Origin of the sequence: Candidatus Synechococcus spongiarum SH4, from assembly GCF_000586015.1 — a bacterium.
In the GTDB taxonomy this organism is placed as follows: Bacteria; Cyanobacteriota; Cyanobacteriia; order PCC-6307; family Cyanobiaceae; genus Synechococcus_B; species Synechococcus_B spongiarum_F.
In genome coordinates this window covers 1-26,660 of the sequence record NZ_JENA01000002.1, presented here as the reverse complement: position 1 = coordinate 26,660, position 26,660 = coordinate 1, and the positions used below count along the sequence as shown (strand labels likewise).

The window sequence follows — 26,660 nt, the reverse complement described above, 5'->3', positions numbered from 1 at the left end:
CTGAGCCTCACCACCACCATCGACCTGCTGAGCCAGAGGACCACCACCGAGCAGGTGGATGCCCTCTCCTCCAGTGAGGGCAGCGTCTCCCGGCTGCGGGTGGGGTTGGAGGCGGGCCGCCCTGTTCCCCTGGCCAACGGTGCGGCGCTGCTCCCCTCGCTGGAAGTGGGTATCCGCCATGACGGGGGTGATGCAGAATCAGGCTTCGGGCTGGAAGTGGGGGCAGCTCTGGCATGGAACGATCCACAACGGGGTATCAGCGCCCAAGTCAAGGGCCGCTCTCTGGTGACTCATATGGAGGAGGAGTTCCGGGAGCAGAGCTTGGCCCTCTCCTTCGCCTGGGACCCCTCCCCCACCAATCGGGGACCCTCCCTCGCCCTGGGTCACACCATAGGCGCACCCGCATCGGGCATGAATGCCCTCCTCAATCCCGCCGGCATGGAGGGGTTGGACGACGCCAGCAGCGGGGGGCAGCAGTTCGAGGCGCAGTTCGCTTACGGCTTCCCCGCCCACAACGACCGCCTCACCATGACCCCAGGGGTGGCAGTGGCCCTCTCCCCCACCACCAGCACCACCTCCCTCCGCTGGTCCCTGGCGCCCTACTCCCGGCAGGGACGGACGGAACCTTGGGAAATCGCCCTGGAGGGGGAGCGGGAAGAAAGCAACTCCGCAACATCCCCTGTGGATCATTCTCTGGGGCTGCGCTTCTCCCTCCTCTTCTGATGATCCATCTGAGGGGCGCCGCCCCTCTCTCGTCAGGCCCCGCTTTTGGCCAGTGTGAGGGAGCCCCTTCAGGAAGACCTTCCCGTGTAGCGCAGCAGGCAATGCCGCAAGCGGTTGGCGGTCATCGGTGCTGCCGGCGGTACTCCTGAATCCTTGAAGTCCTTGTAAGGCGGAGACAGGAAGAGCGCCATAGGGAGGGCCTGGCCCACGGCAGGCTCCCCATGCAAGCTGGCTGCATCTCCACTGGAGCGGCTGTCCGCAGGCGCCCCGAAGGCTGGCGGCTGCGGACGCCGTGCTCAGGGCGAGGCCTGGGGAGAACGAGAATCGGCTGGCGCTGCCGCTTGGATTTGCCAACGTACTGCGTGGGGAGGCTGGTGTGGTGTGAGTCCCATGGGATTCCTATGTCTGGTTACCGTCAATCAGACACAAGCTCAAGGATTGAGCCTGTTTCCTTACCGTTTTTGACCAGCTTCGTCCAGTGCTGACTGGCGTAGCCCGCCTATGGCCTTGCCCAATCCTGTATGGCACGCTTTTGCAGGCCAATTCAGACGTTCCATAGTGTCGTCGAGATCTATCTTGAACCTGCTCGTGCAAGTGAAGCACACATGGAGGTGATCAGGCTTCTGATCCAGGCTGGAGCAAAAGTTGATTCAACCACACGTTGGGGAGGACATCACCCAAGTCTTGGTATTGAGTTTTGCAACAGCAACCCGTTACATGTGGCGGCCTTGGCGGGTCAGGTAGAAATTGTTCAACTCCTCGTTGAAGCTGGCAAGGATATCAATGGTTATCTGGATTTCCGGACTCACCGGGATCTCCACACCGCCCTGACCCTGGCGCTATGGGAGAACCTGAATGAAGAGGTTGCCAAGCTGCTGATTCAGGCTGGAGCCGATGTCAATGCCCCAATGTATTACTATCTGCACTTGGTGATACACCGCTCCTGATGGTTGCAGGGATGCCTGAACGTGAAACGATGTCCGTCAATATTGCCGAAGCTCTCATCAATGCCGGAGCAAATATTGATGTTGAAGTCCGTCCAGCAACCACATTTGGATTCGGCGTATATGGTACACCACTCCATAAGGCGGCATCTGTAAATCATATTGAAACGGTCAAGCTTTTGCTCAAGCATGGAGCAAATGTTGATGCTGAAGATGACTCCGATAACTCCCCCTTGCACCTGGCATCCATGCCGGCCATGGGGATATGGCCAGGCTACTCGTCGAAGCGGGGGCCGATGTTCAGGCCAGAAACCATGCAGGCAATCCCCCCGATACAGATGGCGGCCTTATGCCGGTCTGCCGGAGGTGATCAAGCTGCTCGTTGCGGCCGGCTCGCCCGTCAACCTTCAGGATCATGTGGGGGACACGCCGTTACACGACGCAGCATTGCAGGGCCAGGTGGAGGCGGCCAGGTTCTCCTTGAAGCTGGCGCGGACGTGAACGCCGCCAACAACGGGGGCAAAACATCCCTGCACCTTGCCCGGCAACACGGTCACGAAGCCGTGGCCGCCGTGCTCCAGGCAGCCGACTGATGGGCTGGCGCTCAGGTCAGGCCGACCCATACTTTTGACGTTCCTTTATCCCCCCTACGGCGACCGCCTGGGCTGGATGAGGCGGCTGCTTCGATAGACTGGGAGAAGCTTTGATCAATCCGGCTTCTGGACTACTACCGAGTGCTGCAGGTGCCGCGCCATGCGGATCAGGCCATGTTGCGCCAAGCCTTTTTGCGTCTTTGCAAGCAGCACCACCCCGACACCACCACGTTGCCGGCGGCCGTGGCCAGTGAACGGTTTCTCATGATCAAAGCGGCCTACGCCACGTTGCAGGACCCGGCGGCCCGGCAGCGGCATGACGCCCGGCTACGGCAGCATTTCCCCACGGCCGCTGCGCCTGCCGCCATTCAGAGCCTGCAGGAGCATCCCGTCTCCCCCGAACGTCCCCTGTCCGGGGGAGAATGGTTGGCGTTGATGCTGCTGACCTGCACGTTGCTCTTCTGTGCCGGTCTGGTGGGCATCCTGGTCCTGCAACAGTCCTGAAGCCCCGTGTCCAGACAACTCCCCAATCCGGATACTCCCCTCTATCACCATGCCCTGCCCGCCCTGGAGGGCTGGCTGGAGCAGATGGGCTGCCAACGGGATAAAGACAACATCTGTCTGTGGCGCCTACGGCAACCCTCCTGGAGCGCGGACGTGGAGTTGTGCGTGGAGGACATGAGCGTGCGCTGGACCGGCCACAGCGGCGGAACGACCCAGCGGAGCTTTCCCTACAGCCTGAGCCGGTCGGATGTGGAGCGGGCCATTATGGTGGGGCCGTAACGGGCGGCCATCCCGACGGCCGTCCACAGGCATTGCCGACATGACCACAGTCTCCGCTTCCTCCCCGCGCTGGTTTCTGCGGGGCGATGTTGACGGTTTCCTCGGCCTCGGTCTCGACAGCTTCATCACCATCCTGCTGGCAATCGGTCTGTGCCGTGGCGTACTGGGGTTTCCCGATGAATTGATCGCCGGAACCATCCTGCCGGCCGTTGGCGTCAGCGTTCTGGGGGGCAACGTTGCCTATGCCCTGCAGGCATGGCGGCTGGGCCGGCAGGATGGTTCCTACCACCGCACAGCCCTGCCCTACGGGGTCAACACCATCAGCCTCCTGGCCTACGTGTTTCTGGTGATGCTGCCGGTGAAGGCGGTGGCCATGGGAGAAGGGATGGCCGAGGCGGATGCGGCCCAACTGGCCTGGCGGGCAGGGATCATGGCCTGTCTGGGCTCGGGACTGTTGGAAGTGGCGGGAGCGTTCCTGGTGGCGCCGTTGCAGCGATGGCTGCCCCGTTCGGCCCTGCTGGCCAGTCTGGCGGGGATTGCCATGGGCTTTCTTGGTCTGGGCTTTCTGCTGCAGGTCTATGAAAAGCCGGTGCTGGGATTGACGGTGATGACGGTGGTGCTGATCACCTATTTCGGGCGGGTGCGCCTGCCCCTGCCCGGTGGTCTGTTGGCGGTGCTGCTGGGGTTGGCGCTGGCCTGGTCCATGGGGTTGGTGGATGATGACCCGCTGCGGTGGCAGCAGGCGCGGGACGGTCTTGGCCTGCAACTGCCCCGGCTTCAGTTGGGGGCGTTGTGGCAAGCCCGGTCGGAGTTGCTGCGCTGGATGGGGGTGATCCTTCCCATGGGCCTGTTCAACGTGCTGGGGTCCATGCAAAACGTGGAGAGCGCCGCCGCCGCCGGTGACAACTACCCCGTGCGCAACTCCCTGCTCATCAACGGGGCTGGAACGATGGTGGCCGCAGTGCTGGGGTCCTGCTTCCCCACCACGATCTACATTGGCCATCCAAGCTGGAAAGCCCTCGGGGCCAGGTTGGGCTACTCCTGGCTGAGCGGCCTGGCGGTTGGCTTGAGCTGCTTCTTGGGGCTCTTTGCCCTCATCAGCCTGGCGGTGCCAGTCCAGGTGGGGGTGGCCATTATTGTCTACGTGGGCATCGTGATCACGGCCCAGAGCCTTCAGGTCACCCCCGCCAACCATGCTCCCGCAGTGGTATTGGGGATCATGGTGGGCCTGGCAAGCTGGGGCGCCTTTCTCCTCAAAGCCGGCGTCAAGGCGGGAGCCGGCATCCAGGGCCAACCCTTTGGGGACGGGCTGCTGGAGGGGTTGCAGCAGGTGGGGTTGGCTGGAGCTGGAGGTCTGTTTTCCCTTGAGCAAGGGGGCATCATCACCGCCATGTTGCTCACCAGTCTGCTGGTCTACGTGATTGAGCACCGATTCCTGGCCGCGGCAGGGGTGGCGGCGATTTCAGGGGTGTTGGCCTGGTTCGGGGTGATTCATGCCTGGCGCTTCACCCCCGGCGATACGGCCCTGAACGTGGGCTGGGGAGTGGGGGCTGAATGGGCTTACGCCTACGGCATCATGGCCCTGCTGCTTCTGGCTGCCAGCCAGCTTCACCGGTCCCGCCCATGAAACCGGTGGCATGGCCCCCTAGCGAAACATGGAGCTGACGGAGCTCTCTTCATGGATGCGCCAGATGGCCTCACCCATCACGTTGGCAATGGAGAGCACCGTCAACTGGGAAAAGCGCTGTTCCGGCCGGATCGGGATGCTGTTGGTGACCACCACCTCCTCAAACAGACCCGGTTCCTGCAAGCGCTCCAGAGCGGGAGGGGAAAAGACCGGGTGGGTGACGCAGGCGATGACAGTCCTGGCGCCCTGGGCCTTGAGGAGGCGGGCGCCTTGGTGAATGGTGCCGCCGGTATCGATCATGTCGTCCACAAGGATGGCCGTGCGACCTGCCACGTCGCCAATCACCGTGAGGCTTTCCGCCACGTTGTGGGAGGCGCGACGCTTGTCGATGATGGCCAGGGGCGCGTCGTTGAAACGCTTGGCAAAGGTTCTGGCCCTGGCCACGCCCCCCACGTCCGGTGATACCACCACGTAATCCTTCCACTGGCGCGTGTTGAGATAGTCCACCAGCACGGAAGCGCCATAGATGTGGTCACAGGGGATATCGAAGTAGCCCTGGATCTGCGCCGAGTGCAGATCCACCGCCAGCACCCGACTGACACCCGCCTGCACCAGCAGATTGGCCACCAGCTTGGCGGTGATGGACTCCCGCCCCGCGGTTTTGCGGTCGGCGCGGGCGTAGCCGTAGTAAGGCATCACTGCGGTGATCTGGCGCGCCGAGGCCCGGCGGCAGGCATCCACCATGATCAGAAGCTCCATCAGGTGGTCGTTCACCGGCGCACAGGTGGGCTGCACCAGAAACACGTCACAGCCGCGGATGGACTCCTGAATCTGGACGTAGAGTTCCCCGTCGGCAAAGCTCTTGCGCACCACCACACTGTCGGGAATGCCCAGATAGGCGGCAATCTCCCGGGTGAGATGGGGATTGGCGCTGCCGCTGAACAGGCGCAAGCGACCATGATCTTGGCGCTCCCTGGGCAGGTCATGGTGCTGGGGCTTGGCTGTCAGACTGGTCACTGGCAGTCGCTGGAACCTCTTGATCGTGATGCTAGAAGCTGAAGCCCGGTCCGGGGCATTCAAAGGCACAACAGCGTCACGACTGGGGGTAATCGCCGGTGTGGTCTGTCCCCTCCACGGGGTGGACCCCCAGGCCGTAGCCGAGGACATGACCATGGTGCTGGGGGGGCGGCCTCCCTTCAGACCCGAAACAGATGCCGATCCCTTCCGGGTGTTGGCGGCGTTGGCGTCGGACACGCCGGCGGCGCCGTCCCCAGACCATGGCTCCTGGCTGCTGCTGGCCACGGAATCGGCGGCGCCCCATGGCCCTGGGGCCGACTGGAGCGCCGCCCTGGCCGCATTCCGCCGCCCCTTGTTGCTGGTTGCGGCGCCCCAGGCAGGCTGGGAAGGGCAGGCTCGCGCCTATGGGGCCATGGCGCGGCAGGGGGGGATTCCCCTGTTGGGCGTGGCCGGCCACGGTGAGCCCCATGCTCCCCACTTCGACCCTGCTGTGGAGTTGGGCTTGCCCTGGTTAGGCTGCCTGCCTGCGGGGGCCGCGCCCACGGCCCAGGCCCGACAGGAACAGCTCTGGTGGCTGCGGGAGCAACTCTGCTTCCGTTGGTGGCGCCTCTGTCGCACGGAGCAGGCTATGGGGCGGCCCATGCCCGCAAAGGGGTGAATCCCCCTTGCCCGTGGACAGAGAGGGGACTCACCGGGAGAACAGGGGGAGCACCAGCAGCACGAAGTACAACACCACGGCGGGCGTCAGCAGATAACTGTCGAACCGGTCCAGAACGCCGCCATGGCCGGGGATGAGGCGGCCGGAATCCTTCACCCCGGCATCCCGCTTCAGCATGGACTCCACCAGGTCCCCCACCAAGGCGGAGAGGGCCGCCAGGAGACCCAGCATCAAGCCGCTCCACGGCGCCAGGGGCCAACCCAGGAGCACGGCGCCGCCGGCGCCCACCAGGGCGGCAGCCGCAAAACCGCTGATGGTCCCTTCAACGGTTTTTCCGGGGCTGACCCGGATCAACGGCCGCTGACCAAAGCATCGTCCACACACATAGGCGGTGATGTCCACCGCCAGGATCATGGCGGCGGTGAACAGCGTCAGGGCCAGACCGGCGCCCAGGCCCGTGACGGGCATGGTCCAGCGCTCCACATGGAGGGGAGCAATCTCGCCAATGGCCCGCAGTCGCAGCCAATGGCTGGGCAACACGCCCAGGTAATAGAACCCGAAAATCGATGCCGCCACATCGGCGATGGAGCCCGTCCGTGGCTGCAACAACAGCCAGCCGCAAATCACCAGACTGGTCAGGGGCACCACCGCATCGGCCACCAGGGACCATTGGGAGTTCAAGGGGTAGTTGGTGGCATGGAAGCTGAGGACAACAAGCAGCACATGGCAGGCCGCCAAGGTTGTTTTGCTGGCGGGGCGCATCCCCTTGCTGCGGGCCAACCGGAAAAACTCCATCAGGCCCAGGTGGATGATGAACGCCACCAGCAGGGTGAACCACCAGCCCCCCAGGCTGATGAGCAGCACCCCCAGGGCAGCGACCACCAGGCCGCTGAACAGCCGTGGAGATCCCCATCTCATGGAGTCCCGGGCCGCTCGGCGGCAATGATGAACAGGGGCTCCGCCGCCGCCAGGCGCACGTCACGGCCCCGCTGCTGCAAGCGATGCACCGTTGCCTGCACCACCTGCAAGTCGGCGGCATGGAGGCGCCGCAGGGCATTGGTGGCATCCACCAGGCCAGCCAGGTTGCTGGTGCTGATCACCAGCCGCCCCTGGGGGCGCAGGCAGGGCCACACCGCATCCAGGATCGCCTGATCCGGGCGGGATACCTCCAGCAGAACCCGGTCCGGCTCGCCATCCAGTTGATCCAGATCGTCCGGCGCACTACCGGGAACGATTGTCAAGTTGTTCACCTGTAAGTGTTGTCGGTTGCGGGCCAGAAGATGCAAGGCATCCGGATCCCGCTCCAGGGCAAGCACCGCGCCATGGGGCAGCAGCCGGGCAATTTCCAGGGCCAAAGCCCCTGTACCGCCCCCCACGTCCCACACCAGGGAGTCGGGCTGAGGCCGTAAATGGGCCAGCAGCATGACCCGCAACTCCATGGGGGTTGGCGCAAAGCCGGGGGCGTCGGCAAAAGCGCCGTCAGGGATGCCAGGGGTCACAAAGTCCCATTGAAACCGGTTCTCGGGGTGGTGTTTGCCGGAGGCTGGACCACCCGCTGCAATGGGCATGGGGGCGAGCCTCCTGAACCATCACCTCAGAACCTTCACCGTATCAAGCACTCCACCCGGATGTTGCCAAAGATGCCGGCTGTGGAGCAACCAGGCGCAACGTTCTTCGTCAAGGCGTTCCCCCGGCAGCAGCAGGGGGATACCCGGTGGGTAAGGGGTGATGGCCTCTGCCGCCACGCGCCCCACCGCCTGCTTGAGGGGGAGACGTCTGGTGGGGCCGAACCAGGCGCTGCGGGGCGGCACGGCAGCGCGGGCCAGCAGCGGGGTGGGGGCAGGCCGGAGGGTTCCCGTCAATTCCGGCGGATTCAACGATGACCCGTGCAGTTGGGCCAAGGCGTTCCGGAGGCGGCCCAGGGCCTGACGGGGCGGCTGGAAACCCAGGTAGAAGGTGAACCCGGCCGGCTCCGGCAACTCCCCCGCAATGCCGAGCCGCAGCAGGCGCTCATCCAGCGCCAGGCCACTGGGTCCCCACGGCGCGGTGCAGAGTCGTAACCGCAGCGGGTCGTCGCATGGACTGACCCGCCAGCCCATGCCGGTCAATTGCCGTCGCCAACGGCCCCAACGGTCCATGGCCCGGCCGAGGAGATGGCTGGCCTGGGGTTGTTGATGGGGCCACGCCGCCACCAACTCCGTAGCGGCCAGCAACAGCGCCGAGGGGCTACTGGTTTGAAGTAGCAGCAAGCCCTGCTCCAGATCCTCCCCGGAGATGCGCCCGCCGCAACTGTGGAGCACCGCGGTCTGGGTGAGCCCCGGCAGGGATTTATGGGTGGAATGAACCACCAGGTCGGCGCCGGCCGCCAGGGCGTCCCGGGGCAAGGCGGCATGGGCGCGGAAGTGGCTGCCGTGGGCCTCGTCCACCAACACCGGCAGGCCCTGACTGTGGCAAAGCCGCACCAGGGGCGTCAGGGGAGCGCTCAGCCCCTGATAGGTGGGATTCACCAGCAGCGCCAGGTCCACCGGACAGTCCCGGGCCGCCGCCGCCAGCACCCGTTGAAACCAGCCCACGTCCACGGGCCGGGACAGCCCCCAGCGCTCGGAAAAGGGGAGGGCGTAGTAGACCGGCTCAAGACCGGCCAGCACCGCCCCATGGAGCACGGAGCGGTGCAGGTTGCGGGGGCAGAGCAGCCGCTGACCCGGACGCAGGGCGCCCAGCAGGGCAGCCTGAAGCAGCCCGGTGGAGCCGTTGACGCCAAACCAGCAGCGTCGGCTTCCCCAAAGCTCTGCCGTGGACCGCTGGGCCTCAGCCACTGCCCCATGGGGCAGCAGCGGCCCCCCCAGGCTGGGCAACTCCGGCAGATCCAGGTGACCCAGTGGTTGCTGAAGCAGTGCCGCCAGCGCAGGCGGGAAGCCCCGTCCCCGCCCATGGGCGGGCAGATGGAGGGGAAGCGTGAACTCTGCAGCCTGCTGCAGAGCACCCAGGAGCACTGTCCCTGAAGCGGGGCTCAAATTCCTACAGCCCAGCGGCGACGGCGCTTGGGCATGACGCTGCCCAAACCTAGCCCATCCAACACCCCCGCTCCATGGGGCGTCAGGGTTCTCCCTGCTCTTCCCCGGCTATTTGCCGCTGTGCAAGCGGGCCTTCAACTCCTGAAAGCGGGCTTCCAGATCCACGCTTTCCCAGTCTCCCGAGAGGGCAGGGACCGGCTGGGCAACCGTGGCAGCTCCCGCCTCCACGGCCTCCACCTTTTCTTCCATGGGCTCAAAGGCCTCCATGGCTGAATCGGCGCCGCTGTCCCACGTCAGATGTTTCTGAGCTTGAACCGCCTGGATACGGGCCTTGAGGGCGCCCCTCCTGGCCTGGGCCTGGGCAATCCTGCCCTCCAGTGTCAGCAGGTTACGCTTGAGATCCTCTATCTGAGTTGCTTGAGATTCCCGCTGCCTGGCAAGTGTCTGGGTCGTCTCTTCGTAGGGCTTGCATCGCGCCAGGGCTTCGCGAGCCAAGCCTTCGTTTCCCTGTTGCAGGACCGTGTAAGCGCGATCATACCAATGGTCGGCCTGGTGGCGGGCTTGCCGGAGTTGTGTCTCAATGGGTTTCTGGCTGGCCACCGCCATGGCGACAGCCTGACGGAGCTTGACCAACTCGCCTTGCATGTCCATCAATGCCTGATCCAGGATCCTGGCGGGATCCTCCATGCTGCTCACCAGGGCGTTGGCATTGGCGCGGACTACCCGGGAAACCCTTGAGATGAATGGCATGGCCGCCACCAGAAACGGCGCCAGTTTAGCAGGCCAGGAGCCGCTCCCGTACAACCACCACAGTGTTCCGGTCTTTGCCGATGGGTTTTCTGTCCTGGTTTCACCGCCACTGTCCTGCCGGTGCGCCGCGCCGGGGCTGGGTGGCGGTGCAACTGGGGCTTTTCTTCCTGGCCAGCAGCGCTCTACTGGGTGGGGCGCTACTGGTGGCCGGCCTGGTGGCAGCCACATGGCGCAAGGGGTTTGCGGACTATTGGCGCGATGGGCTGAACCGGGCGCTGCTGGCGGCGGCGGGGTTGTTGCTGGCTGGAGCCACCCAGGCGGTGAGTGAAGACCTGGCCTGGTGGGGCCTGTTCAACTGGTTACCCTTCTTCTGGGGGTTCTGGGGCTGGCAGGCCTATCTGGCTACCCCGGAAGCGTGGCGGCGGTGCAGCGGTTGGCTGGTGGCGGGGACGGTGCCCGTTCTGATCACCGGGCTGGGGCAAATGGTCCTGGGTTGGCAGGGACCCTGGGCCATGGCAGGGGATCTGATCATCTGGCGCATGGATGCCGGCGGCAATCCCGAGGGCCGCCTCTCCGGACTCTTTGACTACGCCAACATCACCGCCGCCTGGCTGGTCTTGACCTGGCCACTGCTGCTGGCCTGTGTGCTGCAACCCCCGCGGGGTTGGCGGCAGCGGCTGCTGGCGCTACTGCTGGTGGCGGCCCACGGCCTTTGCCTGTGGCTCACCACATCCCGCGACGACGTAGGTTAAGGCTACATAGACAAGGCATTGAGGCAGCCCGAGATGCTGAAGCGGTTGGAGTTGGAGAATGTTGGTCCAGCCCCCAGGATGGAGTTGAACTTGGCTCCCCGACTGAACCTCATCACTGGGGACAACGGACTGGGCAAGAGCTTCCTGCTGGAAGTGGCCTGGTGGGCATTGACCCGAAAGTGGCCCCGTGACCTGAATCCTCGCCTGATGTCCGGGTATCAGGCCCGCCCCACAGATGCCAGGCGCCCTGCCAAGCTGCGATTCACTGTTGAGGCAGTCACCGGAAGCAAGAGCTATGAAAGCAAGTACTCACCTCCGGACGAGAGTTGGACAGGAAGGCCGGGGAGGCCATTAAACCCTGGGCTTGTGGTGCATGCCCATGTTGACGGGGGATTTTCTGTCTGGGATCCGGCCCGGAACTACTGGAAGAGGAAAGGAAATATCGATGTTCAGGACCGCCTCCCCGGCTACGTCTTCTCGCCCGAGGACGTCTGGAACGGTCGCCAAGTGGTTGTCCCTCAGCCTCAGGGTACATCCAGGATAACGAAAGTCTGCAAGGGTCTGCTGGAAGACTGGTCCGACTGGATCAAGGAGGGAGGCGCCAATGGGGAGCGGATGACCCGCGTCCTGGACCGTCTCGCTGTTCAGGAAGGGCCATTGGAAATCGGTCCGATCCGGCAACTCACCGTTGACGATGTCCAGGACGTTCCGTCCATCCGCACCAGATACGACACTGAGGTGCTGATCGTGCATGCCTCATCAGCGCTGCGGCGAATCATGGCCCTGGCCTACATGCTCGTCTGGTCCTGGAGTAAGCACGTCAGCGCTGCGGCCCAGCTTGGCTGCGACCGTGCGCAGCGGGTCATCCTGCTGTTCGACGAGGTTGATGCTCACCTGCACCCTCGTTGGCAGCGAACCATTGTCCCCGCAATTCTGGAGGTGATGAACAGCCTCACCACCGACGGGGAGGAGGCCGTACCGGTACAGATCCTCGCGGCAACCCACTCACCCCTGGTCCTTGCCTCCGTGGAACCCCATTTTGATGAAGACAGGGATCGCCTCTTCCACCTGGACATCCGTGATGGGCAGGTGCGTCTGGAGGAAGTTCAATGGGCAAAGCAGGGAGATGCCCTCAACTGGCTGGTGTCGGACACCTTTGGCCTCCTCCAGGCGCGTTCGCTGGAGGCGGAGCGGGCTATTGAAGCGGCCAAGGCATTCATGGACCGAGAAGGGAAGAACGGTGCTGAGGCTGTCGCCCAGCGAGATTCCATCCACCAGGAGCTGCAGCGGGTGCTGCCCGGGCATGATCCCTTCTGGCCCCGTTGGGTGGTCTGGGTGGAACGCCACCAGGCTGGTGCGTCATGATTCCCGTCCCGCCAGTACCTGAGCCACCCAGCTTCAATGAAAAGGCCCGTGTTCCAGGCAACCGCTGGCTTGCCAACCATCCTGATGCAAAGCGTCCCAGAAACTATTGGCGTGACTTCAAGCCGCAACTTGCCGACGGCTTTGGAGACCTGTGCGCCTACTGTGCCATATATATACCAGATGGGACCGTCGATCACTTCATCAGTTGTGATGAAGACCGGTCGCAAGCCTACGAATGGAGCAACTACCGCTATTGTGCCCACTGGATAAACGCCAGCAAGGGGAAGACACCAGCGGATAAGCTCCTTGATCCTTACCAATCCAGGATGGGTGGTTCGAGATCCACTTGCCGTCGCTGCATCTCCAGGTCTCCAACAGGGTTCCTGATGCCTTGCGGGAGCGGGCAGCGTACGTTTTAGAGCGGCTCCACTTGGATAAAGATGAGCGGGTGCTGCGCCTGCGCCGGGAGTGGTACCGGATGTTTCAAGAAGGGGAGATCACCTTGGAGGGTCTGCGGAAGAAGGCTCCCTTGATTGCTGTAGCTGTCACGAGAGCAGGAAGGTCTTGAGCGTGAAATACGATACAACCACCACCAGCAGGAATTCAAAAAGCAAGGCATTGACACAAGGAAACGCTGGAAAGCCTCAAAGTGGGTCCACATAACATTCTGACGCCCATCAAGGGGGGCGCCGCTTTTCTAACGACCGGGGTAGGTGCCTGTTCAATGTGGCCTTAGGAAAAAGGCCCACCACGCGCCAGGCCCGGACCCTTGGTCAAACAGCCCCCCATAAGTTTTCTTATGGGGGGTCGCCTGTTAAGAGAGCTTGTGTGGTCCCCTATCAGGCCACCCTACCGTATCAATTCTTAATAACTACAAAAGGGGGGGAGATTTTTCTACGCCCCCCAAGTACTACTTTTACAGATAGATTCCTTTTTAGGGGCTTACATACGTAGCTGCCCAACCCAGAATCAGGTTGTCACCAAGATCTTATTGGGTATCAAGTGTTATTATAGGATGATGTGGAGTCTCCAGAAATCTATTATTGTTAATACAACAAAGCAAATGATTTTGAAAATAAGAGCACTAATAAATATACCTTTTGCATATTGACGAAGTTTTCCGATTTTAAAAGCTGCCAAAGGTAAAGCTAATGGCAATAATAAAACAGCAGGTAATAACCAGTGAATACTAATAGTTCTTGCATCAGATATTAACATAAAAACAAGATGTATCAATATCGTTATTACAAATGAACGGCCTAAAAGCATGTCTTCTGTGATTATCATTTTTAGCCAATTATATCTTAATCGAAATATAATTATTAAAGAAATTAAAAGAGGAAGAATTTGTGCAATAAGCAATGCTAGAATGCTACTTAAATTCGTTAACATAAGTAAGATTGAATCAGGTAAGATTGAATCATTAACATTTTCGACTTTTAAAACTTTTCTAATTATTATTAATGGATTCCCTGTAGATAACATCCACCAGAAGTGAGGCAAAAAAATTATAGAGGCTGTCGATGAAGTAATCAAAAATTTAAATCTAAAAATTACGCTCCTCGCAGATTTAATAGATAATGAAGCCAGTAATATCCCAGCAATAGTAAGTATTGTGTTGTACTTAGATAATACAGCACAAGCGATTGACAAACCAACAAAATAATAATTTCTTAAAGTAGAACGATTTAATAAACGAATAAACTGCAATATGAAAAAAAGTATTGTGGTTATGGCTAATACAGTATGAGTGTAGTTATATTGTAATGACCAACCAATATCTGTAATAAGAAATAATCCAAATACTGAAAATATAGCATTATTTTGGTCGATTTTATATTCTCTCAGTATTAGATAACCAATTAAAATATCAATCATCACAAGACATTGCCGAAAAAATGAATCGGCAAACTTAAAATTAAGATTCAGAAAATTACATACATCGACAATAATCTTAAATAGCCAATGGTATAATGGAGGTTGTGTTGACATATATCCCCACTGCCATTGCCATTTGTCTATAAAACGAAGCTGTTGTAAAGCATCGTGAGTTAATCCTGGTTTTAAATTTTGTTCAATTAAATTAAATATGAAATAAAGAATGAGTAGCAAGAGAGTAAACTTTACTTTACTTCTATGAAGAAATGTTGCAGGGGGGGGGATTCGTTTGTACTGTCAGATGTGCCTTTGGCAAACATAGAGGGGCGAGCTGGTTTCATCAGAAGGAAAGTGCAAAGACATAATAAATATACAGCAGGAACCTGCCTATATGGCCTTACCCTGGAGGTGCCTTCTGGAGGCATCTCCCTCCCCTGTCACAGAAAGGCTTTTCAAAAGGCCGGAGCTGGGGCAGAGGAGGTTTTCCAGCGTTTCCGCAACATTATCATGCTGACAGCTTGTCTGTCTCGCCTTCAAGACCACTGCCCTGCTGATGCGCCGCACTGGGGCTGGGTGGTGGTGCAGTTGGGACTCTTCTTCCTGGCCAGCAGCGTTCTGCTTGGCGGGGTGCTTCTGGTGGTGGGCTTGGTGGTGGCCACATGGCGCAAGGGATTCGCGGCCTATTGCAAAGATAGGATGAACCGGTTGCTGCTTCTGGTGGCGGGCTTGATATTAGTTGGAGCCACTCAGGCAGTAAGTGGAGGCTTTGCTTGGCTGGGTTTGTTCTGGTTGCCATTTTTCTGGGGGTTCTGGGGGTGGCAGGCCTATCTGGAAACGCCAGCGGCACGGCGGCGTTGTAGCGGCTGGCTGGTGGCGGGGACGGTTCCGGTTCTGATAACCGGGGTGGGGCAAATGACTTTGGGTTGGCAGGGGCCCTGGTCTATGGCAGGAGATCTGGTCATCTGGCAGATGGATGCTGGCGGCAATCCCGCTGGCCGCCTCTCTGGAATTTTCGGCCACGCCAACATCACTGCAGCCTGGTTAGCATTGACCTGGCCTCTGGTGTTGGCCCACCTACTGGAGCCTCCTTTGCGTTGGTGGAAGCAGAGTGCCCTTTTGATTTTAGCAGTGCTACAAGGCCTTTGCCTGTGGTTGACAGCATCCCGCAACGGCTGGGGCTCCCTCATACTGGCGGTGCCCCTGGTGCTGGCGGGGCCACGGTCTTGGGCTTTGTTGCTGCCGGTGACCTTGCTCGGCTTGATTCCGGTGGTGCTGGCGATTCTGCCTGTCGACCTCTTGGGTGTTCAGGAATTGGCGCGACTTGTGGTTCCTGATGCCCTGTGGCAGCGCTTTGCAGCGGAGTCTTTTCAAGGTCGTGCTCCGGGTGATACACGCCTGGAAATGTGGGGGTTTTCCAACCAATTGATTCTGGAGCGGCCCTGGCTGGGCTGGGGCGCGGCAGCCTTCGGGATGCTTTACCCGTACTTCGATCTTGGCAATGGACATGTCCACAACTTGCCTCTGGATCTGGCCGTCAGCTTCGGGCTGCCCGCGGCCCTGTTGCTGCTGGCGGTGCCCATCCATGTGCTGGTGACGGCGGTGCGCCATGGCATGGCCACAGCCAGCATCACGGATCGGGGCTGGTTGGTGGCATTCCTGTCGCTGGCCGGTATTCACGCCACGGATCTGCCCTACTATGATGTAAACATCAACGTGGCGGGCTGGTTCCTGCTGGCTGGCCTCCGTGCCTATGGCCTGGCGGCCCCTCAACGCAGGCTCACCGGGGCAATGAGGGGCGGCGCCCAAATGGAGTGCCGTTTTTCCAACTCCAACTGACGTTCGTAGATGGAGCGGCGATTGATGGCCCGGGCCAGCAGGTAGCAACTGAGGGAGGCCACCAGCATGGGCTTGAGCAGCACAATCTGCTTGGTGAGGGCAAAGGTGATAAACGTGGCGGCAATGGGGGTTTGGGACGTGCCCGCCACGAAGCTGGCCATCCCTGCAAACACAAAGCTGCTGGGGGCGTAGCCGGTGGTGGTTTGCAGCAGTTCGGAGCCCACCAGACCCACGGCGCCCCCCAGGATCAGCATGGGGGCAAAGAGGCCCCCCGGCGCCCCGGACGCCGCCGCCAGTCCCGTGGTGAAAAACATGGCCACGAAAATGGCCAGATTGGACCCCAGATCCGTGGCGCCGTCCCGCAGATCCAGGGCCACCAGCTTTTTCAAGGCGGCTCCATCGGCAAACTCCGCAGGCAGGGGTGCAAAGATCAGGCCCAGCAGCAGGCCGCACAGGGCCATGCGCAGCACTGGCCGCTGGCCGAACACCCGACTGCTCCAGCCCTGCATGGCAATCACGTAACGGTTGTACAACTCACTCAGCCCGGCAATCACCAAGCCCAGCAAAACCAGGTAGAGAACATCAATGGGCTGAAACGTGAAATCCGCCAGATCAAAGGTTCTGGTCACCTCCAGGCTCAGGGCCCGGGTGAAGCCCTGGTTTTTGCCAAAGCCGATCCAATTGAGCACGTCCCCCCAGGTGTCGGCCATGAAGGTGGTGAACAACACCAGCATCAGCACTACGGGCCGAGCGTTGTGGAGTAGTTCCTCGATGGCATAGATGAACCCGCCCAGGGGGGCGTTAAACACGGCGGCAATGCCGGCGCCGCCGCCCGCCGCCACGATCAGGCGCAGGAAGGAGCGGGGCGCCCTCAGGTTGGTGGCCATCTGACAGGCCACGGAGGCGCCCATCTGCACCGCAGGACCCTCCGGCCCCAGGGGGAAGCCACTGCCAATGGCCAGGACGCCCCCCAGAAGTTTCACCACCGCCACCCGGATGCTCATGGGCACCCGGTGCCCCTGGAGGAACTTCATCACCTGGGTAATGCCCGAGCCATGGGCGGCGGGCGACAGGTGCTTGACCAGCAGTCCCGCCAGCAGCCCCCCCATGCCTGCGATGATGGGCAACACCAGCCAAGGGGTGGCGCGACCCAACACAGGCTCAAACTGCTCCACCAGCCCCTGCCGCCAATCCACCACGCTGGTGATGCCGTTTTTCAGCAACACCGCGGTCCAGGCTGCACCCAGCCCGGTGAGGAGCACCGTGGCCGCCACCGCCAGGGAGCGCTGCTGCAGCAGATTGCGAACTGTGCTTGCTTTTAGCGGTGTGCCAAACATGGTGCTGTTGCTGCCGATTCAGGCCTCCGCCTTTGCCGTGGGTGCATCTTCCCTAGGGCTGTCACCGCCTGCCGTCCCCTCCGCAAAACCGGGAATCCGATCAAAGTTCAAGTAACGGTAAAGCTGGGGGGCAAGGGGCTGGATCCTGGTGCTCACGATCCGATGGTATTCCGCCACGGTGGGAATCCGACCCAGTACGGCGCAGGCGGCCGCCAGCTCGGCGCTCCCCAGATAGACCTGGGCTCCGTTGCCCAGACGGTTGTTGAAATTCCGGGTGCTGGTGGACACCACCGTGGTGTTGTCCTCAACCCGGGCCTGGTTGCCCATACAGAGGGAACACCCCGGCATTTCCATGCGACAGCCCGCCGCGACCATGGTGGCGTAATGCCCCTCCTGCTTGAGCGTCTCTTCATCCATGCGGGTGGGGGGGCAGACCCAGAGGCGAGCCTTCACGTTGCCCCCATGCTCCAGCACCTTGGCCGCGGCGCGGTAGTGGCCAATGTTGGTCATGCAGGAGCCGATGAACACCTCCTGCACGGGATCGCCAGCCACTGCGGAGAGGGGCTTGACGTTGTCCGGATCGTTGGGGCAGGCCAGGAGGGGTTCCGTGACGGTGTTGAGGTCAATGTCGATGGTTTCCCCGTAGACCGCATCGGCGTCGGCCTTGAGCAACCGGGGATTACGGAGCCAGTCCTCCATTGCGGTGATGCGTCGTGCAAGGGTGCGCTCATCCTGGTAGCCCCGGGCCATCATGTTGTTCAGCAGGGCCACGTTGCTGCGCAGGTACTCCGTCACCGTGGCGACGGACAGGGCGATGGTGCAGCCGGCACAGGAGCGCTCCGCGGTGGCGTCGGTGAGTTCAAAGGCCTGCTCCAGCTTCAGGTCCGGCAGACCCTCGATTTCCATGATCCGACCGTTAAAGACGTTTTTCTTGTTGGTCTTGGCCACGGTGAGGAGTCCCCGCTGGATGGCCACGTAGGGAATGGCGTTCACCACGTCCCGCAGGGTGATACCCGGCTGCAGCGCCCCGGAGAACCGCACCAGGACCGATTCCGGCAGATCCAGGGGCATCACCCCCAGGGCGGCGGCAAAGGCGACAATGCCGGAGCCGCCGGGGAAGGAAATGCCCAGGGGGAAACGGGTGTGGCTATCGCCGCCGGTGCCCACCGTATCCGGCAGCAACATGCGGTTGAGCCAACTGTGGATGATGCCGTCCCCCGGCCGCAGGGCCACCCCGCCCCGCTGGGCGAAGAAGTCCGGCAGTTCCTTCTGGGTCTGCAGGTCCACCGGCTTGGGGTAGGCGGCGGTGTGGCAGAAGCTCTGCATCACCAGATCCGCGGAGAAGCCCAGACAGGCCAGTTCCTTCATCTCGTCCCGGGTCATGGGGCCGGTGGTGTCCTGGCTGCCCACGGTGGTGACCATGGGCTCGCAACTGGCGCCCGGCCGCACCCCCGGCAGACCACAGGCCCGACCCACCACCTTCTGGGCCAGGGTGAAGCCCGTTCCCGCGTCCGCCGGCTGGCCAGGCCGGACGAACAACTCCGACGGGGGGAGGCCCAGGTGTTGGCGCACCTTATCGGTGAGGGCCCGGCCAATGAGCAGGGGGATCCGCCCACCGGCGCGGATCTCGTCGGCCATGGTGCTGGGCTGCAACGTGAAACGACTCACCACTGCCCCGGTGGCGGTGTTGGTGACGGTTCCCTGCCAGGGGCGAATGGTGATCACGTCGCCCGTGTTCAACCGGCTCACGTCACATTCCAGGGGCAGGGCTCCGGAGTCCTCGGCGGTATTGAAAAAGATGGGGGCGATCTTGCCGCCAAGAATCACGCCGCCCCGGTGTTTGTTGGGCACGTGGGGAATGGCCTGGCCGATGTGCCACAGCAGGGAGTTGATGGCGGACTTGCGGGAACTGCCTGTGCCCACCACGTCTCCCACGTAGGCCACGGGATGCCCCTGTTCCTTCAAGCGGGCGATGGCGGCCTGGGCCCGGGGGTCACGCCGCTCCAGCATGGCCAGGGCATGGAGGGGAATGTCCGGCCGGGTGGTGGCGTGGGTGGCGGGGGACAGGTCGTCGGTGTTGGTTTCGCCGGGCGCCTTGAATACGGTGACGGTGAGAGCTTCCGGCAGCGGTGGCTTGCTGCTGAACCACTCCCCCGCCGCCCAGGAATCCACCACACGGCGCGCAAACGGGTTGGCGGCGGACCGCCCCAGCAGGTCGTTGTAGGCGTCGTACACCAGCAGGGTGCCGCTCAGCCCGGTGGCTGCACAGGCGGCGATGGCCTGATCCGGGTTCTCCAGCAGTTCCAGCAGGGCCGCCACGTTGTAGCCTCCCACCATGGTGCCCAGAAGCCGGGTGGCGTCCAACGGGGACACCAGGGGACTGGTGACGGCCCCTGTGGCCACGGCGCTCAGCCATGTGGCCTTCACGTAGGCGGCTTCATCCACACCGGGTGGAATCCGCTCCCGCAACAAATCCAGCAGCGTACCCTCCTCCCCTGGCGGCGGATCCTGCAGCAATGCAGTGAGGGCCTGGGTCTGGGCGGCGTTGAGGGGAAGGGGAGGAATTCCCAGAGCATGCCGTTCAGCGGCAGCCCGGCGGTAGGCAGCGAGCATGGGGTTTTTTGAGGCCTTCCTGAAAGCCTAGGCTCAGGACTCATAACCAGAAGACGAGTGGGGCGGCCAGGAGGACGGCAGACAGGAAGATATGTGCATAGGGGTCGCAGGGTGTTGCAATGGGTCGCCAGTCCTTGAGCTTGGCGAACAGGTGCTCCACCTTATGGCGCATCTTGTAGAGCCTCTTGCCATAAGGGACTCGCTTGTTGGGGTTGGGGCTACTGCACGGGGAGAGGCGTTCTCAATAGAGACCTCTACGATCCGTGAAACTGGTCCTGGTCACTCTTGTGAATCAAGGGCATAAGCCCCACTATCTTTGCCTACATTTGAGCACGGCATCCAGGCGTCATGGTTTGTACATCCAATCTCCATGTGGTCGAGACGCGGCCACTTGTTGCCCCTGCCGTGCTGCTGGGTGATCTTCCCCTGTCGCCCCACGCCGCCCGGGTGGTCCTGGAGGCCCGGCAGCGCATCAAGGCCCTGTTGAGTGGCGAGGATCCCCGTTTGCTGGTGATTGTAGGCCCCTGCTCCGTCCATGACGTGGACGCAGCCCGTGAGGTGGCGGCTGTGCTGAAGCAGCTTCACGACCGCCACCATCGGAGCCTGGAGGTGGTGATGCGGGTGTATTTCGAGAAGCCCCGCACCACCGTCGGCTGGAAGGGGTTGATCAACGACCCCCATCTGGACCACAGCTTCGACATCAATACGGGTCTGCGGCTGGCCCGCAGCCTGCTGCTCCACCTGGCTGATCTGGGCCTCCCCGCAGCAACGGAGCTGCTGGATCCGGTGGCGCCCCAGTACATCGCCGATCTGATCAGTTGGACGGCCATTGGGGCCCGCACCACGGAAAGCCAGACCCATCGGGAAATGGCTTCAGGTCTGTCCATGCCCATCGGTTTCAAAAACGGCACCGACGGCACGGTGACCACAGCCATCAACGCCATGGTTTCGGCGGCGCGGCCCCACCATTTTCTGGGCATCAACACCCAGGGTCAGGCCTCCATTGTCTCCACCACCGGCAACCCGGACACCCACTTGGTGTTGCGAGGGGGCGCCGCAGGCCCCAACTACCACAAGGAGGATGTTGCCACCGCAGTGGCCACCCTGGAGCGGGACGGTTGCCGCCGTCGCCTCATGGTGGACTGCAGCCATGGGAACTCCTGCAAGGATTTCCGCCGTCAGGAGGAGGTTCTGCTGTCCGTGGCCCAACAGGTGCGGGACGGTTCAACCCACATCCTCGGGGTGATGCTGGAAAGTCACCTGGTGGAGGGGAGCCAGAAGATCCCGAAGGATCTTTCCCGGCTCACCTACGGCCAGAGCATTACCGACGCCTGCATCAATCTGGACGCCACCTCCCGCTTGCTGGATGTCCTGGCGGCTGCAGTGCAGGACGCCACCACCATGCCCACCACCGCTGCTGCCCTCTCTAAGGGCTGAGCCATTGGTTGAGGAGGGCGGCGGCGCCCAGGGGCAGCAGCAGGTTATCCAGCCCCAAAACACTGATCTGCTCCAGCCCGGCCGCCACGCCCCCCAGCACCAGAAGCTGGGCCGGGCTCAGGTGCTCGCCAAACAGCATCCAACCCACCACCATGGCCACCAAGGCCACGCAGGCAGTGCCCAGAAGGGACTTCCGTTGCCCCAGAACGGACCAGTCGGGAGAGGGGTACGCTGGTCCCAGCACCCCTGCCAGCCCGTCGCCGAAGGCCATCATGAGCACGGCGGCCACCACAATGGCAGCCTGTCCGGGCCAGCCCCACCAGAGCAGCACCAGGATGGATAATCCATAGGCTACCGTGCCGTAGCTGTGGCGGTTGACCGACTCCAGAGCCGGCAGCATCCGGGTGCGCTGGTTCACGGCGGTCAGAACCGTGGCCACGGCAGCAGCGATCAGGGCAAGGGGGCGGCTGATGTCCGTGGCCCAGGCCATGGGCAGAACCAGTCCGGCCCCCAGGTGAACGATTTTGCGACTCCACTCGGGCTGATCGGGGCGCCATTGCCGCAGCAACCAGGCCATGGTGGCCAGCAGGGACAGCCAGCCAGCAATGGCAACTATACCTAAGGCTTGCAGAGGCTCCACGGGAGAATTGCTCAGGCCGCCTTTTGCCGCACCGCGTACGCCTTGAGCTTTTTGATGGCCCGTTCCTGCAACTGCCGCACCCGTTCCCGGGACACCTTCAGGTCATGGCCAATGGCGGAGAGGGTCTGGGGCGTCTGCCCTTCAAGGCCATAGCGCTGCCGCAGAACTTTCTGCTCCCGCTGATCCAACTGTTCCATCCAGCTTTGCAAGTGTTCCTTCTGCAAATAACGGTCCATCTCGTCCAGGGGCTCATGGTCCATGGCCTGGGCAATCAACTCACCGATGGTGCTGCGGTCCCCGTCGCCACGGGCATGGGCGTCAAGGGAGGTGCAGGGCCGGTTCTGGGCCAGCAGTTCGTCCAGTTCCTCCAGGCTCATCTCCATGCGATGGGAGAGTTCCAGGCGGTTGGGTTGGCGCCCCAGACGATGGGACAGGTCCCGGGTTACGCGGCGCAACTTGGCGAGCCTCTCGCCAATGTGGATGGGCAGGCGAATGGTGCGGGACGTGTTGTCAATGGCGCGCACCATGCTTTGGCGGATCCACCAATAGGAATAGGTGGAGAACTTGTAGCCCATGCTGGGGTCAAACTTGTCCACAGCCCGTTCCAGGCCGATGGCGCCTTCCTGCATCAGATCCAGCAAGTCCAGACCCTGATGCTGATATTTCTTGGCCACGCTGAATACAAGTCGTAAATTGGCGGCAATCATCCGGTTGCGGGCCCGCTTCCCCGTCCGGAGAATCTTTCTCTGCTCAACGGTCTGTTGCGGGGGAGGCGCTGACGCCGCCAGGGTTTTCAGGGCTTGCACCTGATGGGCCAACTCAATTTCCTCACTGGGGGTCAGCAGGGGCTCCTTGCCGATTCTACTCAGGTACCAACCAATGGAGTCACCACCGAATCGCCCGTTGGCGTAGGCACCCATGCGTCTGGAAACGCTCATCGGCTGATGTCTCCTTATGTCTCCAGAGGGAGAACGATTGGCTGAGTTTATGGTGCCGATCACGGAATTGACAATGAAACGTCCGTTCCAGTTGCGTCTGTTTATCTGGCGAGACTCTGCCGACATCGGCTTGAAAGCTGATCCACCAGACCAACAGCCAGAAAAATGACCAGCAACAGGGCCGTCACTTGGCCATAGTCCAGGAGCCGCAGGGCGCTGATCAGCTCCGTACCGATGCCGCCAGCCCCCACAGCCCCCAGCGCAACGGCCGAGCGCATGTTGAACTCCCAGCGATAGAACGCCAGATCCAGCAGGCTGGGCAAACACTGGGGCAGTAACACGTGAACAAATACCTGAAGCCGATCAGCGCCGGTGCTGAACAGTGCCTCCGCCGGATCCGGATCCGCCTGTTCCATGGTTTCCGCCATGAACTTGCCCACCATGCCCACGGAGTGAATGGCCAGGGCCATGGCGCCGGGCAGTTGGCCAAAACCCACGGCAGCCACCAGCAGCAGGGCCAGCAGCAGGTCCGGCAAGGCCCGCAGGAGATTCAGAGCGCCACGGGCCAGGCGCCGGATCAAGACATGGGGCGCCGTGCGCCGGTTGGCCAGAAACGCCATGGGCAGCGCCAGCGCCACCGCCAGCGCCGTGCTGGCAATGCCCATGCAGAGGGTCTCCCAGAGGGGCAACAGCCAATGGGGCCAGCGTTGCAGCCGCAGGGGAAACAACTCCCCCAGCAGTTCCCCCATCCCCTGGGCCCCATGCCAGAGGCGTTCCAGGTCGAACAACCCCACCTGCCAGCAGGACAGGACCACCACCGCCCCCATGAACAGTAGAAGCAGCCGGACCCGCAGCGCAGGGGGCATCATGGTGTGGCCAGCCTCAGGAATCCGTCACCAGGGCCTCCAGGGACAGCCCCAGAACCCGAGCCGCCTGGCGAATGCCGTCGTAGTCGCTGTCCTGGACGGGAGCAAACCCGTCGGCCTGGAAGGGCTGGAGCACGGCAGGCTCCTTGAGCATGTAGAAGCTCTCTCGAACGGCATGGCGCAGATCCTCGGGCAGCCCACTGCTCATGGTCCAGGGATATTGGGGAATGGGCCTGGAGTGGCCCAGCACCACCAGCTTGTCCGGGTTGATGGCGCCCTGCGCCACCAGCTTGTCGTAAATGGGCCGGCTTAACCCGCCCGCAGCGGCGAAGCCCCGCTCCACCGCCTTGGCCACCGCGTCATGGCCCCCTAGAAATACGGTTCGGTAATGCACGTCCGGATGAAGGCCGGCCTCCGCCAGGCGCAGTTGCGGGAACAGACGGGACGAGGTGGAGGCCGGGTCACCCAGGGCCACGGTCCCCCCTTCAACGGCGGCAAAGCTGTCAATTCCCTGCTCCCGGTTGCCAATCAGTACGGCCTGGTAGGTGGTGGAGCCGTTCCTGCTGCGGACCGCAAAGGGCTCCAGGGGGGTCCTGCTGCGGGCAATCACGTAGGAGAGGGGACCGAAGTAGCTGAGGTGTGTCTTGTTGCGCCTGGCGGCCTCCACCATGGTGGAGTAGTCCGTGCTCACCACCAGTTCCACCGGCAGGTCCAGGGTTTCTTCCAGATAGGTCTTGAGGCCCTGGTTCTCTTGAATGACGGTGGCGGCGTTCTCGTCAGGCAGGAGGGCCACCACCAGGGTGGACACGGCGGTGGGTTCACGGGCTACGGGATCCCGGGATCCGCCGCCGTTGCAGGCCGTGGCCAGCACAAGCACGCAACAGCAAACCACCCTGGCAATACGCTTCATCTGTCTGTGCGGGTGGTCGGAACTGGCGCTTGATCAAGCGTAGAGTTCCTTGAGCAGGTTCTGGTCCACAGCCTGGCTGGGGGCGTCAAACACCAGGTTGCCGGCGCGGATGCCGATGATGCGATCCGCGATGGTTCTGGCCTGGTCCGGCTGATGCAGGCTGATGATGGCCATCAGCCCCAGGCGGCGCTGCAAACGGCGCAGCAAGTCCAGCACCGCCTGACCCGTTTGCGGATCCAGGGACGCCACCGGCTCGTCCGCCAGCACCAGGGCGGGGTGATTGGCCAGGGCGCGGGCAATGCCCACCCGCTGCTGCTGGCCGCCGCTGAGCAGGTCCACCCGTTGATCCGCCTGCTCCCCCAACCCCACCAGATCCAGCATGGTCAAGGCCTGGTCCTGCAACCCCGGTCCCGGCGGCAGGAAGGACGCCAGCCATGGCCGGGTGCTGACAAAGGCCTTCAGCACGTTCTGCCGCGCCGTCTGCCGGGGCACCAGGGCATGGTTTTGATAGACGGTGCCCATCTGGTGTTGGCAACGGCGCCGGCAGCGGGGCGAACTGTGGAGATTCACCCCTCGAAAAAGAATCCGCCCCCGCTGGGGAATCAGCGCCCCGTTCAGACAGCGAATCAGGGTGGACTTCCCGGACCCGGACAGGCCCAACAGTACGACAATCTGGGGCTTTTGCACCACAAAGTTCACATCCCGGAGCGCCGGGGGCTGGTGGCTGGCCTGTTTTCCGTAGCGAAATTGAATGGCCTCGACAGTCAGCATCCGCCCCGCGCCATTGGTGTGAGCCTAGGCTCAGCACCTGGAACTACCCGAATTCCGGCCAGGAGGCTTCCAGGGCAGCTTCCCCGGCAGGCGTTGAAGAAAATCGGCTCCAGCGGAAGGCATGGAGGAAGGGGGCGGCCCAGTGGGGGGCGCGGCAGCCGGCCGGGCCAGCCTCCAGCACAGCACGTGTGAGTTCTGCAGTGACGGCAGCCAGCAGGACCCCGTTGCGATGGTGGCCCGTAGCCATCACCAGTCCCTTCAACGGACCCGGCCCCAAAACAGGCTGTTGATCCTTCGTACACGGCCGGAACCCGTACCAACGCTCCATGGGGGGCCAGCGGGCCGCCGCCGGCAACAACTGCCGCAGACTCCGTTCCAGACGGGTTTGTCCCATGGGGGTGAGGCCTGGGGTAAAGCCCACCTGCTCAGTGGTGGCCCCCACCACCACCAGGCCGTCCTGGCGGGCAACCAGGTAGGCGTCAGGGCCAAAGAGCACCCGCCGCAAGGCCCGGCGCGGCGCCTGCACGGAGAACATCTGCCCCTTGACGGGGGTCACCGGCACGCAGGGGAGCAACTGCTGGCTCCAGGCGCCGCAACACAGCACCGCCTGCCCACAGGGGCGCTGCTGTCTCTCCCCGTCACTGGTGCGCAGGGCAATGCCCACCAGGTGTTGCTGGCCGCCGCCATCCTCCTCCCGGCACAGCCGCTCCACCGTGACCCCTTCCTCAAAACGAACGCCGCGCCGGTGGCAGGCCCGCTCCAGGGCCGCCATCAGCCTCCGCCGACTGTCCAGTTGGCCATCCTGGGTGAACAACAGCCCGCAGGTGAAGGCGGGACTGATGCCCGGCGCCTCCGCCTCCAGCGCAGCCCGATCCAGGGGACGGCCCAGGGCTGCTGTGGGGAATGCCTGGCGTTGGGCCTGGCTGGTGAACGGGACCACCGCGCCACAGGGCAGCCAACCGCAGGGGAGGCCACTATCCTCCTCGATGGCGTCCACCCAGGGGGGGATCATGGGGAGACTGCGCTGGGCCAGCGCCAACAGGGGTCCGCTGAGGCCTTCGGCATGGGGCGCCGCCATGCCGGCGGCGGCAAAGCCCGCCGCCTCCCGCCGGGCGCGACGCAGGAGATGCACCGACCACCCGTGACGGGCCAGGCCGTGGGCCACCGCCAACCCCATCAGCCCCCCCCCAGCACCAACACCTGCTGTC

Annotated in this window: 26 protein-coding genes and 1 pseudogene; 12 read left to right on the top strand and 15 right to left on the bottom strand. The window is 62.5% G+C overall.

Features of this window, described 5'->3' with window-relative positions:
• From BG35_RS12910 to BG35_RS13990, 4 genes and pseudogenes are all read left to right on the top strand, one after another.
• A partial coding sequence (locus BG35_RS12910; protein WP_025781184.1) for a hypothetical protein occupies nt 1–723 on the top strand: 723 nt, incomplete at its 5' end.
• 521 nt (nt 724–1,244) lie between these two features.
• A complete protein-coding gene (locus tag BG35_RS0100310; RefSeq protein ID WP_071994725.1) occupies nt 1,245–1,670 on the top strand; it encodes an ankyrin repeat domain-containing protein in 426 nt (141 codons plus the stop codon).
• Nucleotides 1,670–1,903 (top strand): annotated as a pseudogene (locus BG35_RS13995) (ankyrin repeat domain-containing protein); the annotation flags it as partial. The gene BG35_RS0100310 and the pseudogene BG35_RS13995, both read left to right, overlap by 1 nt.
• Nucleotides 1,857–2,168 (top strand): ankyrin repeat domain-containing protein, encoded by a 312-nt coding sequence (locus tag BG35_RS13990; RefSeq protein WP_373276953.1) that lies wholly within the window; start codon nt 1,857–1,859, stop codon nt 2,166–2,168. The pseudogene BG35_RS13995 and the gene BG35_RS13990, both read left to right, overlap by 47 nt.
• Here the strand turns inward: BG35_RS13990 and BG35_RS13495 are convergent.
• On the bottom strand, nt 2,081–2,290 hold the full coding sequence (locus tag BG35_RS13495; protein ID WP_236619722.1) for a hypothetical protein: 210 nt from the start codon (nt 2,288–2,290) through the stop codon (nt 2,081–2,083). The two genes, BG35_RS13990 and BG35_RS13495, sit on opposite strands and share 88 nt — an antisense overlap.
• A 111-nt stretch (nt 2,291–2,401) precedes the next feature.
• On the opposite strand from BG35_RS13495, the gene BG35_RS0100295 reads away from it, so the two are divergent.
• The 3 genes from BG35_RS0100295 to BG35_RS0100285 are packed head-to-tail and all read left to right on the top strand — an operon-like array spanning nt 2,402 to nt 4,670.
• On the top strand, nt 2,402–2,764 hold the full coding sequence (locus BG35_RS0100295) for a J domain-containing protein (protein ID WP_025781182.1): 363 nt from the start codon (nt 2,402–2,404) through the stop codon (nt 2,762–2,764).
• A 6-nt stretch (nt 2,765–2,770) separates the two neighbouring features.
• Entirely contained in the window at nt 2,771–3,043 is a 273-nt protein-coding gene (locus BG35_RS0100290; protein WP_025781181.1) for a DUF3143 domain-containing protein, read from the top strand.
• Between the two features lie 40 nt (nt 3,044–3,083).
• Nucleotides 3,084–4,670: a hypothetical protein gene (locus BG35_RS0100285; RefSeq protein WP_025781180.1), complete on the top strand. Its 1,587-nt coding sequence runs from the start codon at nt 3,084–3,086 to the stop codon at nt 4,668–4,670.
• 18 nt (nt 4,671–4,688) lie between these two features.
• On the opposite strand, the gene BG35_RS0100280 is transcribed toward BG35_RS0100285, so the two are convergent.
• Entirely contained in the window at nt 4,689–5,678 is a 990-nt protein-coding gene (locus tag BG35_RS0100280) for a ribose-phosphate pyrophosphokinase (RefSeq protein WP_051506055.1), read from the bottom strand.
• Between the two features lie 34 nt (nt 5,679–5,712).
• On the opposite strand from BG35_RS0100280, the gene BG35_RS0100275 reads away from it, so the two are divergent.
• On the top strand, nt 5,713–6,345 hold the full coding sequence (locus BG35_RS0100275; protein ID WP_236619721.1) for a hypothetical protein: 633 nt from the start codon (nt 5,713–5,715) through the stop codon (nt 6,343–6,345).
• 30 nt (nt 6,346–6,375) lie between these two features.
• On the opposite strand, the gene BG35_RS0100270 is transcribed toward BG35_RS0100275, so the two are convergent.
• The 4 genes from BG35_RS0100270 to BG35_RS0100255 all read right to left on the bottom strand — a co-directional run bounded on the left by BG35_RS0100270 (nt 6,376) and on the right by BG35_RS0100255 (nt 10,109).
• Nucleotides 6,376–7,263, bottom strand: a complete 888-nt coding sequence (locus BG35_RS0100270; RefSeq protein ID WP_025781177.1) for a phosphatidate cytidylyltransferase — start codon at nt 7,261–7,263, stop codon at nt 6,376–6,378.
• Nucleotides 7,260–7,913, bottom strand: coding sequence for a precorrin-6Y C5,15-methyltransferase subunit CbiT (gene cbiT, locus BG35_RS0100265; RefSeq protein ID WP_025781176.1), 654 nt, complete (start codon nt 7,911–7,913; stop codon nt 7,260–7,262). The genes BG35_RS0100270 and cbiT overlap by 4 nt, the downstream gene beginning before the upstream one ends.
• 21 nt (nt 7,914–7,934) lie before the next feature.
• Nucleotides 7,935–9,338: an aminotransferase class I/II-fold pyridoxal phosphate-dependent enzyme gene (locus BG35_RS0100260; RefSeq protein WP_025781175.1), complete on the bottom strand. Its 1,404-nt coding sequence runs from the start codon at nt 9,336–9,338 to the stop codon at nt 7,935–7,937.
• A 129-nt stretch (nt 9,339–9,467) separates the two neighbouring features.
• Nucleotides 9,468–10,109, bottom strand: a complete 642-nt coding sequence (locus BG35_RS0100255) for a PspA/IM30 family protein (RefSeq protein WP_025781174.1) — start codon at nt 10,107–10,109, stop codon at nt 9,468–9,470.
• Between the two features lie 80 nt (nt 10,110–10,189).
• Between BG35_RS0100255 and BG35_RS0100250 the strand changes: the two genes are divergently transcribed.
• Nucleotides 10,190–10,861: a hypothetical protein gene (locus BG35_RS0100250; protein WP_025781173.1), complete on the top strand. Its 672-nt coding sequence runs from the start codon at nt 10,190–10,192 to the stop codon at nt 10,859–10,861.
• A gap of 33 nt (nt 10,862–10,894) precedes the next feature.
• On the top strand, nt 10,895–12,226 hold the full coding sequence (locus BG35_RS0100245) for an AAA family ATPase (RefSeq protein WP_025781172.1): 1,332 nt from the start codon (nt 10,895–10,897) through the stop codon (nt 12,224–12,226).
• Between the two features lie 1,008 nt (nt 12,227–13,234).
• Here the strand turns inward: BG35_RS0100245 and BG35_RS11755 are convergent.
• A complete protein-coding gene (locus tag BG35_RS11755) occupies nt 13,235–14,338 on the bottom strand; it encodes a glycosyltransferase family 39 protein (protein WP_152535096.1) in 1,104 nt (367 codons plus the stop codon).
• Nucleotides 14,339–14,611: 273 nt separating this feature from the next.
• Here BG35_RS11755 and BG35_RS0100235 point away from each other — a divergent pair, with 273 nt between their 5' ends.
• Nucleotides 14,612–15,940, top strand: a complete 1,329-nt coding sequence (locus tag BG35_RS0100235) for an O-antigen ligase family protein (protein WP_025781171.1) — start codon at nt 14,612–14,614, stop codon at nt 15,938–15,940.
• On the opposite strand, the gene BG35_RS0100230 is transcribed toward BG35_RS0100235, so the two are convergent.
• Together BG35_RS0100230 and acnB are read right to left on the bottom strand one after the other, a co-directional pair.
• On the bottom strand, nt 15,871–17,277 hold the full coding sequence (locus BG35_RS0100230) for a ClC family H(+)/Cl(-) exchange transporter (RefSeq protein WP_025781170.1): 1,407 nt from the start codon (nt 17,275–17,277) through the stop codon (nt 15,871–15,873). The two genes, BG35_RS0100235 and BG35_RS0100230, sit on opposite strands and share 70 nt — an antisense overlap.
• Before the next feature lie 18 nt (nt 17,278–17,295).
• The gene (gene acnB / locus BG35_RS0100225; RefSeq protein WP_025781169.1) at nt 17,296–19,890 is read right to left on the bottom strand and encodes a bifunctional aconitate hydratase 2/2-methylisocitrate dehydratase; all 2,595 of its coding nucleotides are present in this window, start codon (nt 19,888–19,890) and stop codon (nt 17,296–17,298) included.
• A 348-nt stretch (nt 19,891–20,238) separates the two neighbouring features.
• Between acnB and BG35_RS0100215 the strand changes: the two genes are divergently transcribed.
• Complete coding sequence (locus tag BG35_RS0100215) at nt 20,239–21,327, top strand: 3-deoxy-7-phosphoheptulonate synthase (RefSeq protein ID WP_025781168.1); 1,089 nt, start codon at nt 20,239–20,241, stop codon at nt 21,325–21,327.
• On the opposite strand, the gene BG35_RS0100210 is transcribed toward BG35_RS0100215, so the two are convergent.
• From BG35_RS0100210 to BG35_RS0100185, 6 genes are all read right to left on the bottom strand, one after another.
• Nucleotides 21,317–21,967, bottom strand: a complete 651-nt coding sequence (locus BG35_RS0100210; protein WP_025781167.1) for a diacylglycerol/polyprenol kinase family protein — start codon at nt 21,965–21,967, stop codon at nt 21,317–21,319. The genes BG35_RS0100215 and BG35_RS0100210 overlap by 11 nt on opposite strands.
• An 11-nt stretch (nt 21,968–21,978) precedes the next feature.
• On the bottom strand, nt 21,979–22,905 hold the full coding sequence (locus tag BG35_RS0100205) for a sigma-70 family RNA polymerase sigma factor (RefSeq protein ID WP_080687950.1): 927 nt from the start codon (nt 22,903–22,905) through the stop codon (nt 21,979–21,981).
• A gap of 101 nt (nt 22,906–23,006) precedes the next feature.
• Nucleotides 23,007–23,774 (bottom strand): phosphonate ABC transporter, permease protein PhnE, encoded by a 768-nt coding sequence (phnE, locus tag BG35_RS0100200; RefSeq protein WP_025781165.1) that lies wholly within the window; start codon nt 23,772–23,774, stop codon nt 23,007–23,009.
• A gap of 13 nt (nt 23,775–23,787) precedes the next feature.
• Entirely contained in the window at nt 23,788–24,681 is an 894-nt protein-coding gene (phnD, locus tag BG35_RS09630; protein ID WP_034416228.1) for a phosphate/phosphite/phosphonate ABC transporter substrate-binding protein, read from the bottom strand.
• A 33-nt stretch (nt 24,682–24,714) separates the two neighbouring features.
• Nucleotides 24,715–25,452 carry a phosphonate ABC transporter ATP-binding protein gene (locus tag BG35_RS09625; RefSeq protein WP_034416235.1) on the bottom strand — a complete coding sequence of 246 codons (738 nt, stop codon included), beginning with the start codon at nt 25,450–25,452 and terminating at the stop codon, nt 24,715–24,717.
• Between the two features lie 43 nt (nt 25,453–25,495).
• A complete protein-coding gene (locus BG35_RS0100185) occupies nt 25,496–26,629 on the bottom strand; it encodes an FAD-dependent oxidoreductase (protein ID WP_025781164.1) in 1,134 nt (377 codons plus the stop codon).
• Nucleotides 26,630–26,660: the final 31 nt, after the last annotated feature.

Coding starts and splice junctions, on each gene's coding strand:
- BG35_RS0100310 (WP_071994725.1), top strand. CDS start 1,245: ATGGCACGCTTTTGCAGGCCAATTCAGACGTTCCATAGTGTCGTCGAG.
- BG35_RS13990 (WP_373276953.1), top strand. CDS start 1,857: ATGGAGCAAATGTTGATGCTGAAGATGACTCCGATAACTCCCCCTTGC.
- BG35_RS13495 (WP_236619722.1), bottom strand. CDS start 2,290: ATGGGTCGGCCTGACCTGAGCGCCAGCCCATCAGTCGGCTGCCTGGAG.
- BG35_RS0100285 (WP_025781180.1), top strand. CDS start 3,084: ATGACCACAGTCTCCGCTTCCTCCCCGCGCTGGTTTCTGCGGGGCGAT.
- BG35_RS0100270 (WP_025781177.1), bottom strand. CDS start 7,263: ATGAGATGGGGATCTCCACGGCTGTTCAGCGGCCTGGTGGTCGCTGCC.
- cbiT (WP_025781176.1), bottom strand. CDS start 7,913: ATGCCCATTGCAGCGGGTGGTCCAGCCTCCGGCAAACACCACCCCGAG.
- BG35_RS0100255 (WP_025781174.1), bottom strand. CDS start 10,109: ATGCCATTCATCTCAAGGGTTTCCCGGGTAGTCCGCGCCAATGCCAAC.
- BG35_RS0100250 (WP_025781173.1), top strand. CDS start 10,190: ATGGGTTTTCTGTCCTGGTTTCACCGCCACTGTCCTGCCGGTGCGCCG.
- BG35_RS0100245 (WP_025781172.1), top strand. CDS start 10,895: ATGCTGAAGCGGTTGGAGTTGGAGAATGTTGGTCCAGCCCCCAGGATG.
- BG35_RS0100235 (WP_025781171.1), top strand. CDS start 14,612: ATGCTGACAGCTTGTCTGTCTCGCCTTCAAGACCACTGCCCTGCTGAT.
- BG35_RS0100230 (WP_025781170.1), bottom strand. CDS start 17,277: ATGTTTGGCACACCGCTAAAAGCAAGCACAGTTCGCAATCTGCTGCAG.
- acnB (WP_025781169.1), bottom strand. CDS start 19,890: ATGCTCGCTGCCTACCGCCGGGCTGCCGCTGAACGGCATGCTCTGGGA.
- BG35_RS0100215 (WP_025781168.1), top strand. CDS start 20,239: ATGGTTTGTACATCCAATCTCCATGTGGTCGAGACGCGGCCACTTGTT.
- BG35_RS0100205 (WP_080687950.1), bottom strand. CDS start 22,905: ATGAGCGTTTCCAGACGCATGGGTGCCTACGCCAACGGGCGATTCGGT.
- phnE (WP_025781165.1), bottom strand. CDS start 23,774: ATGATGCCCCCTGCGCTGCGGGTCCGGCTGCTTCTACTGTTCATGGGG.
- phnD (WP_034416228.1), bottom strand. CDS start 24,681: ATGAAGCGTATTGCCAGGGTGGTTTGCTGTTGCGTGCTTGTGCTGGCC.
- BG35_RS09625 (WP_034416235.1), bottom strand. CDS start 25,452: ATGCTGACTGTCGAGGCCATTCAATTTCGCTACGGAAAACAGGCCAGC.
- BG35_RS0100185 (WP_025781164.1), bottom strand. CDS start 26,629: ATGGGGTTGGCGGTGGCCCACGGCCTGGCCCGTCACGGGTGGTCGGTG.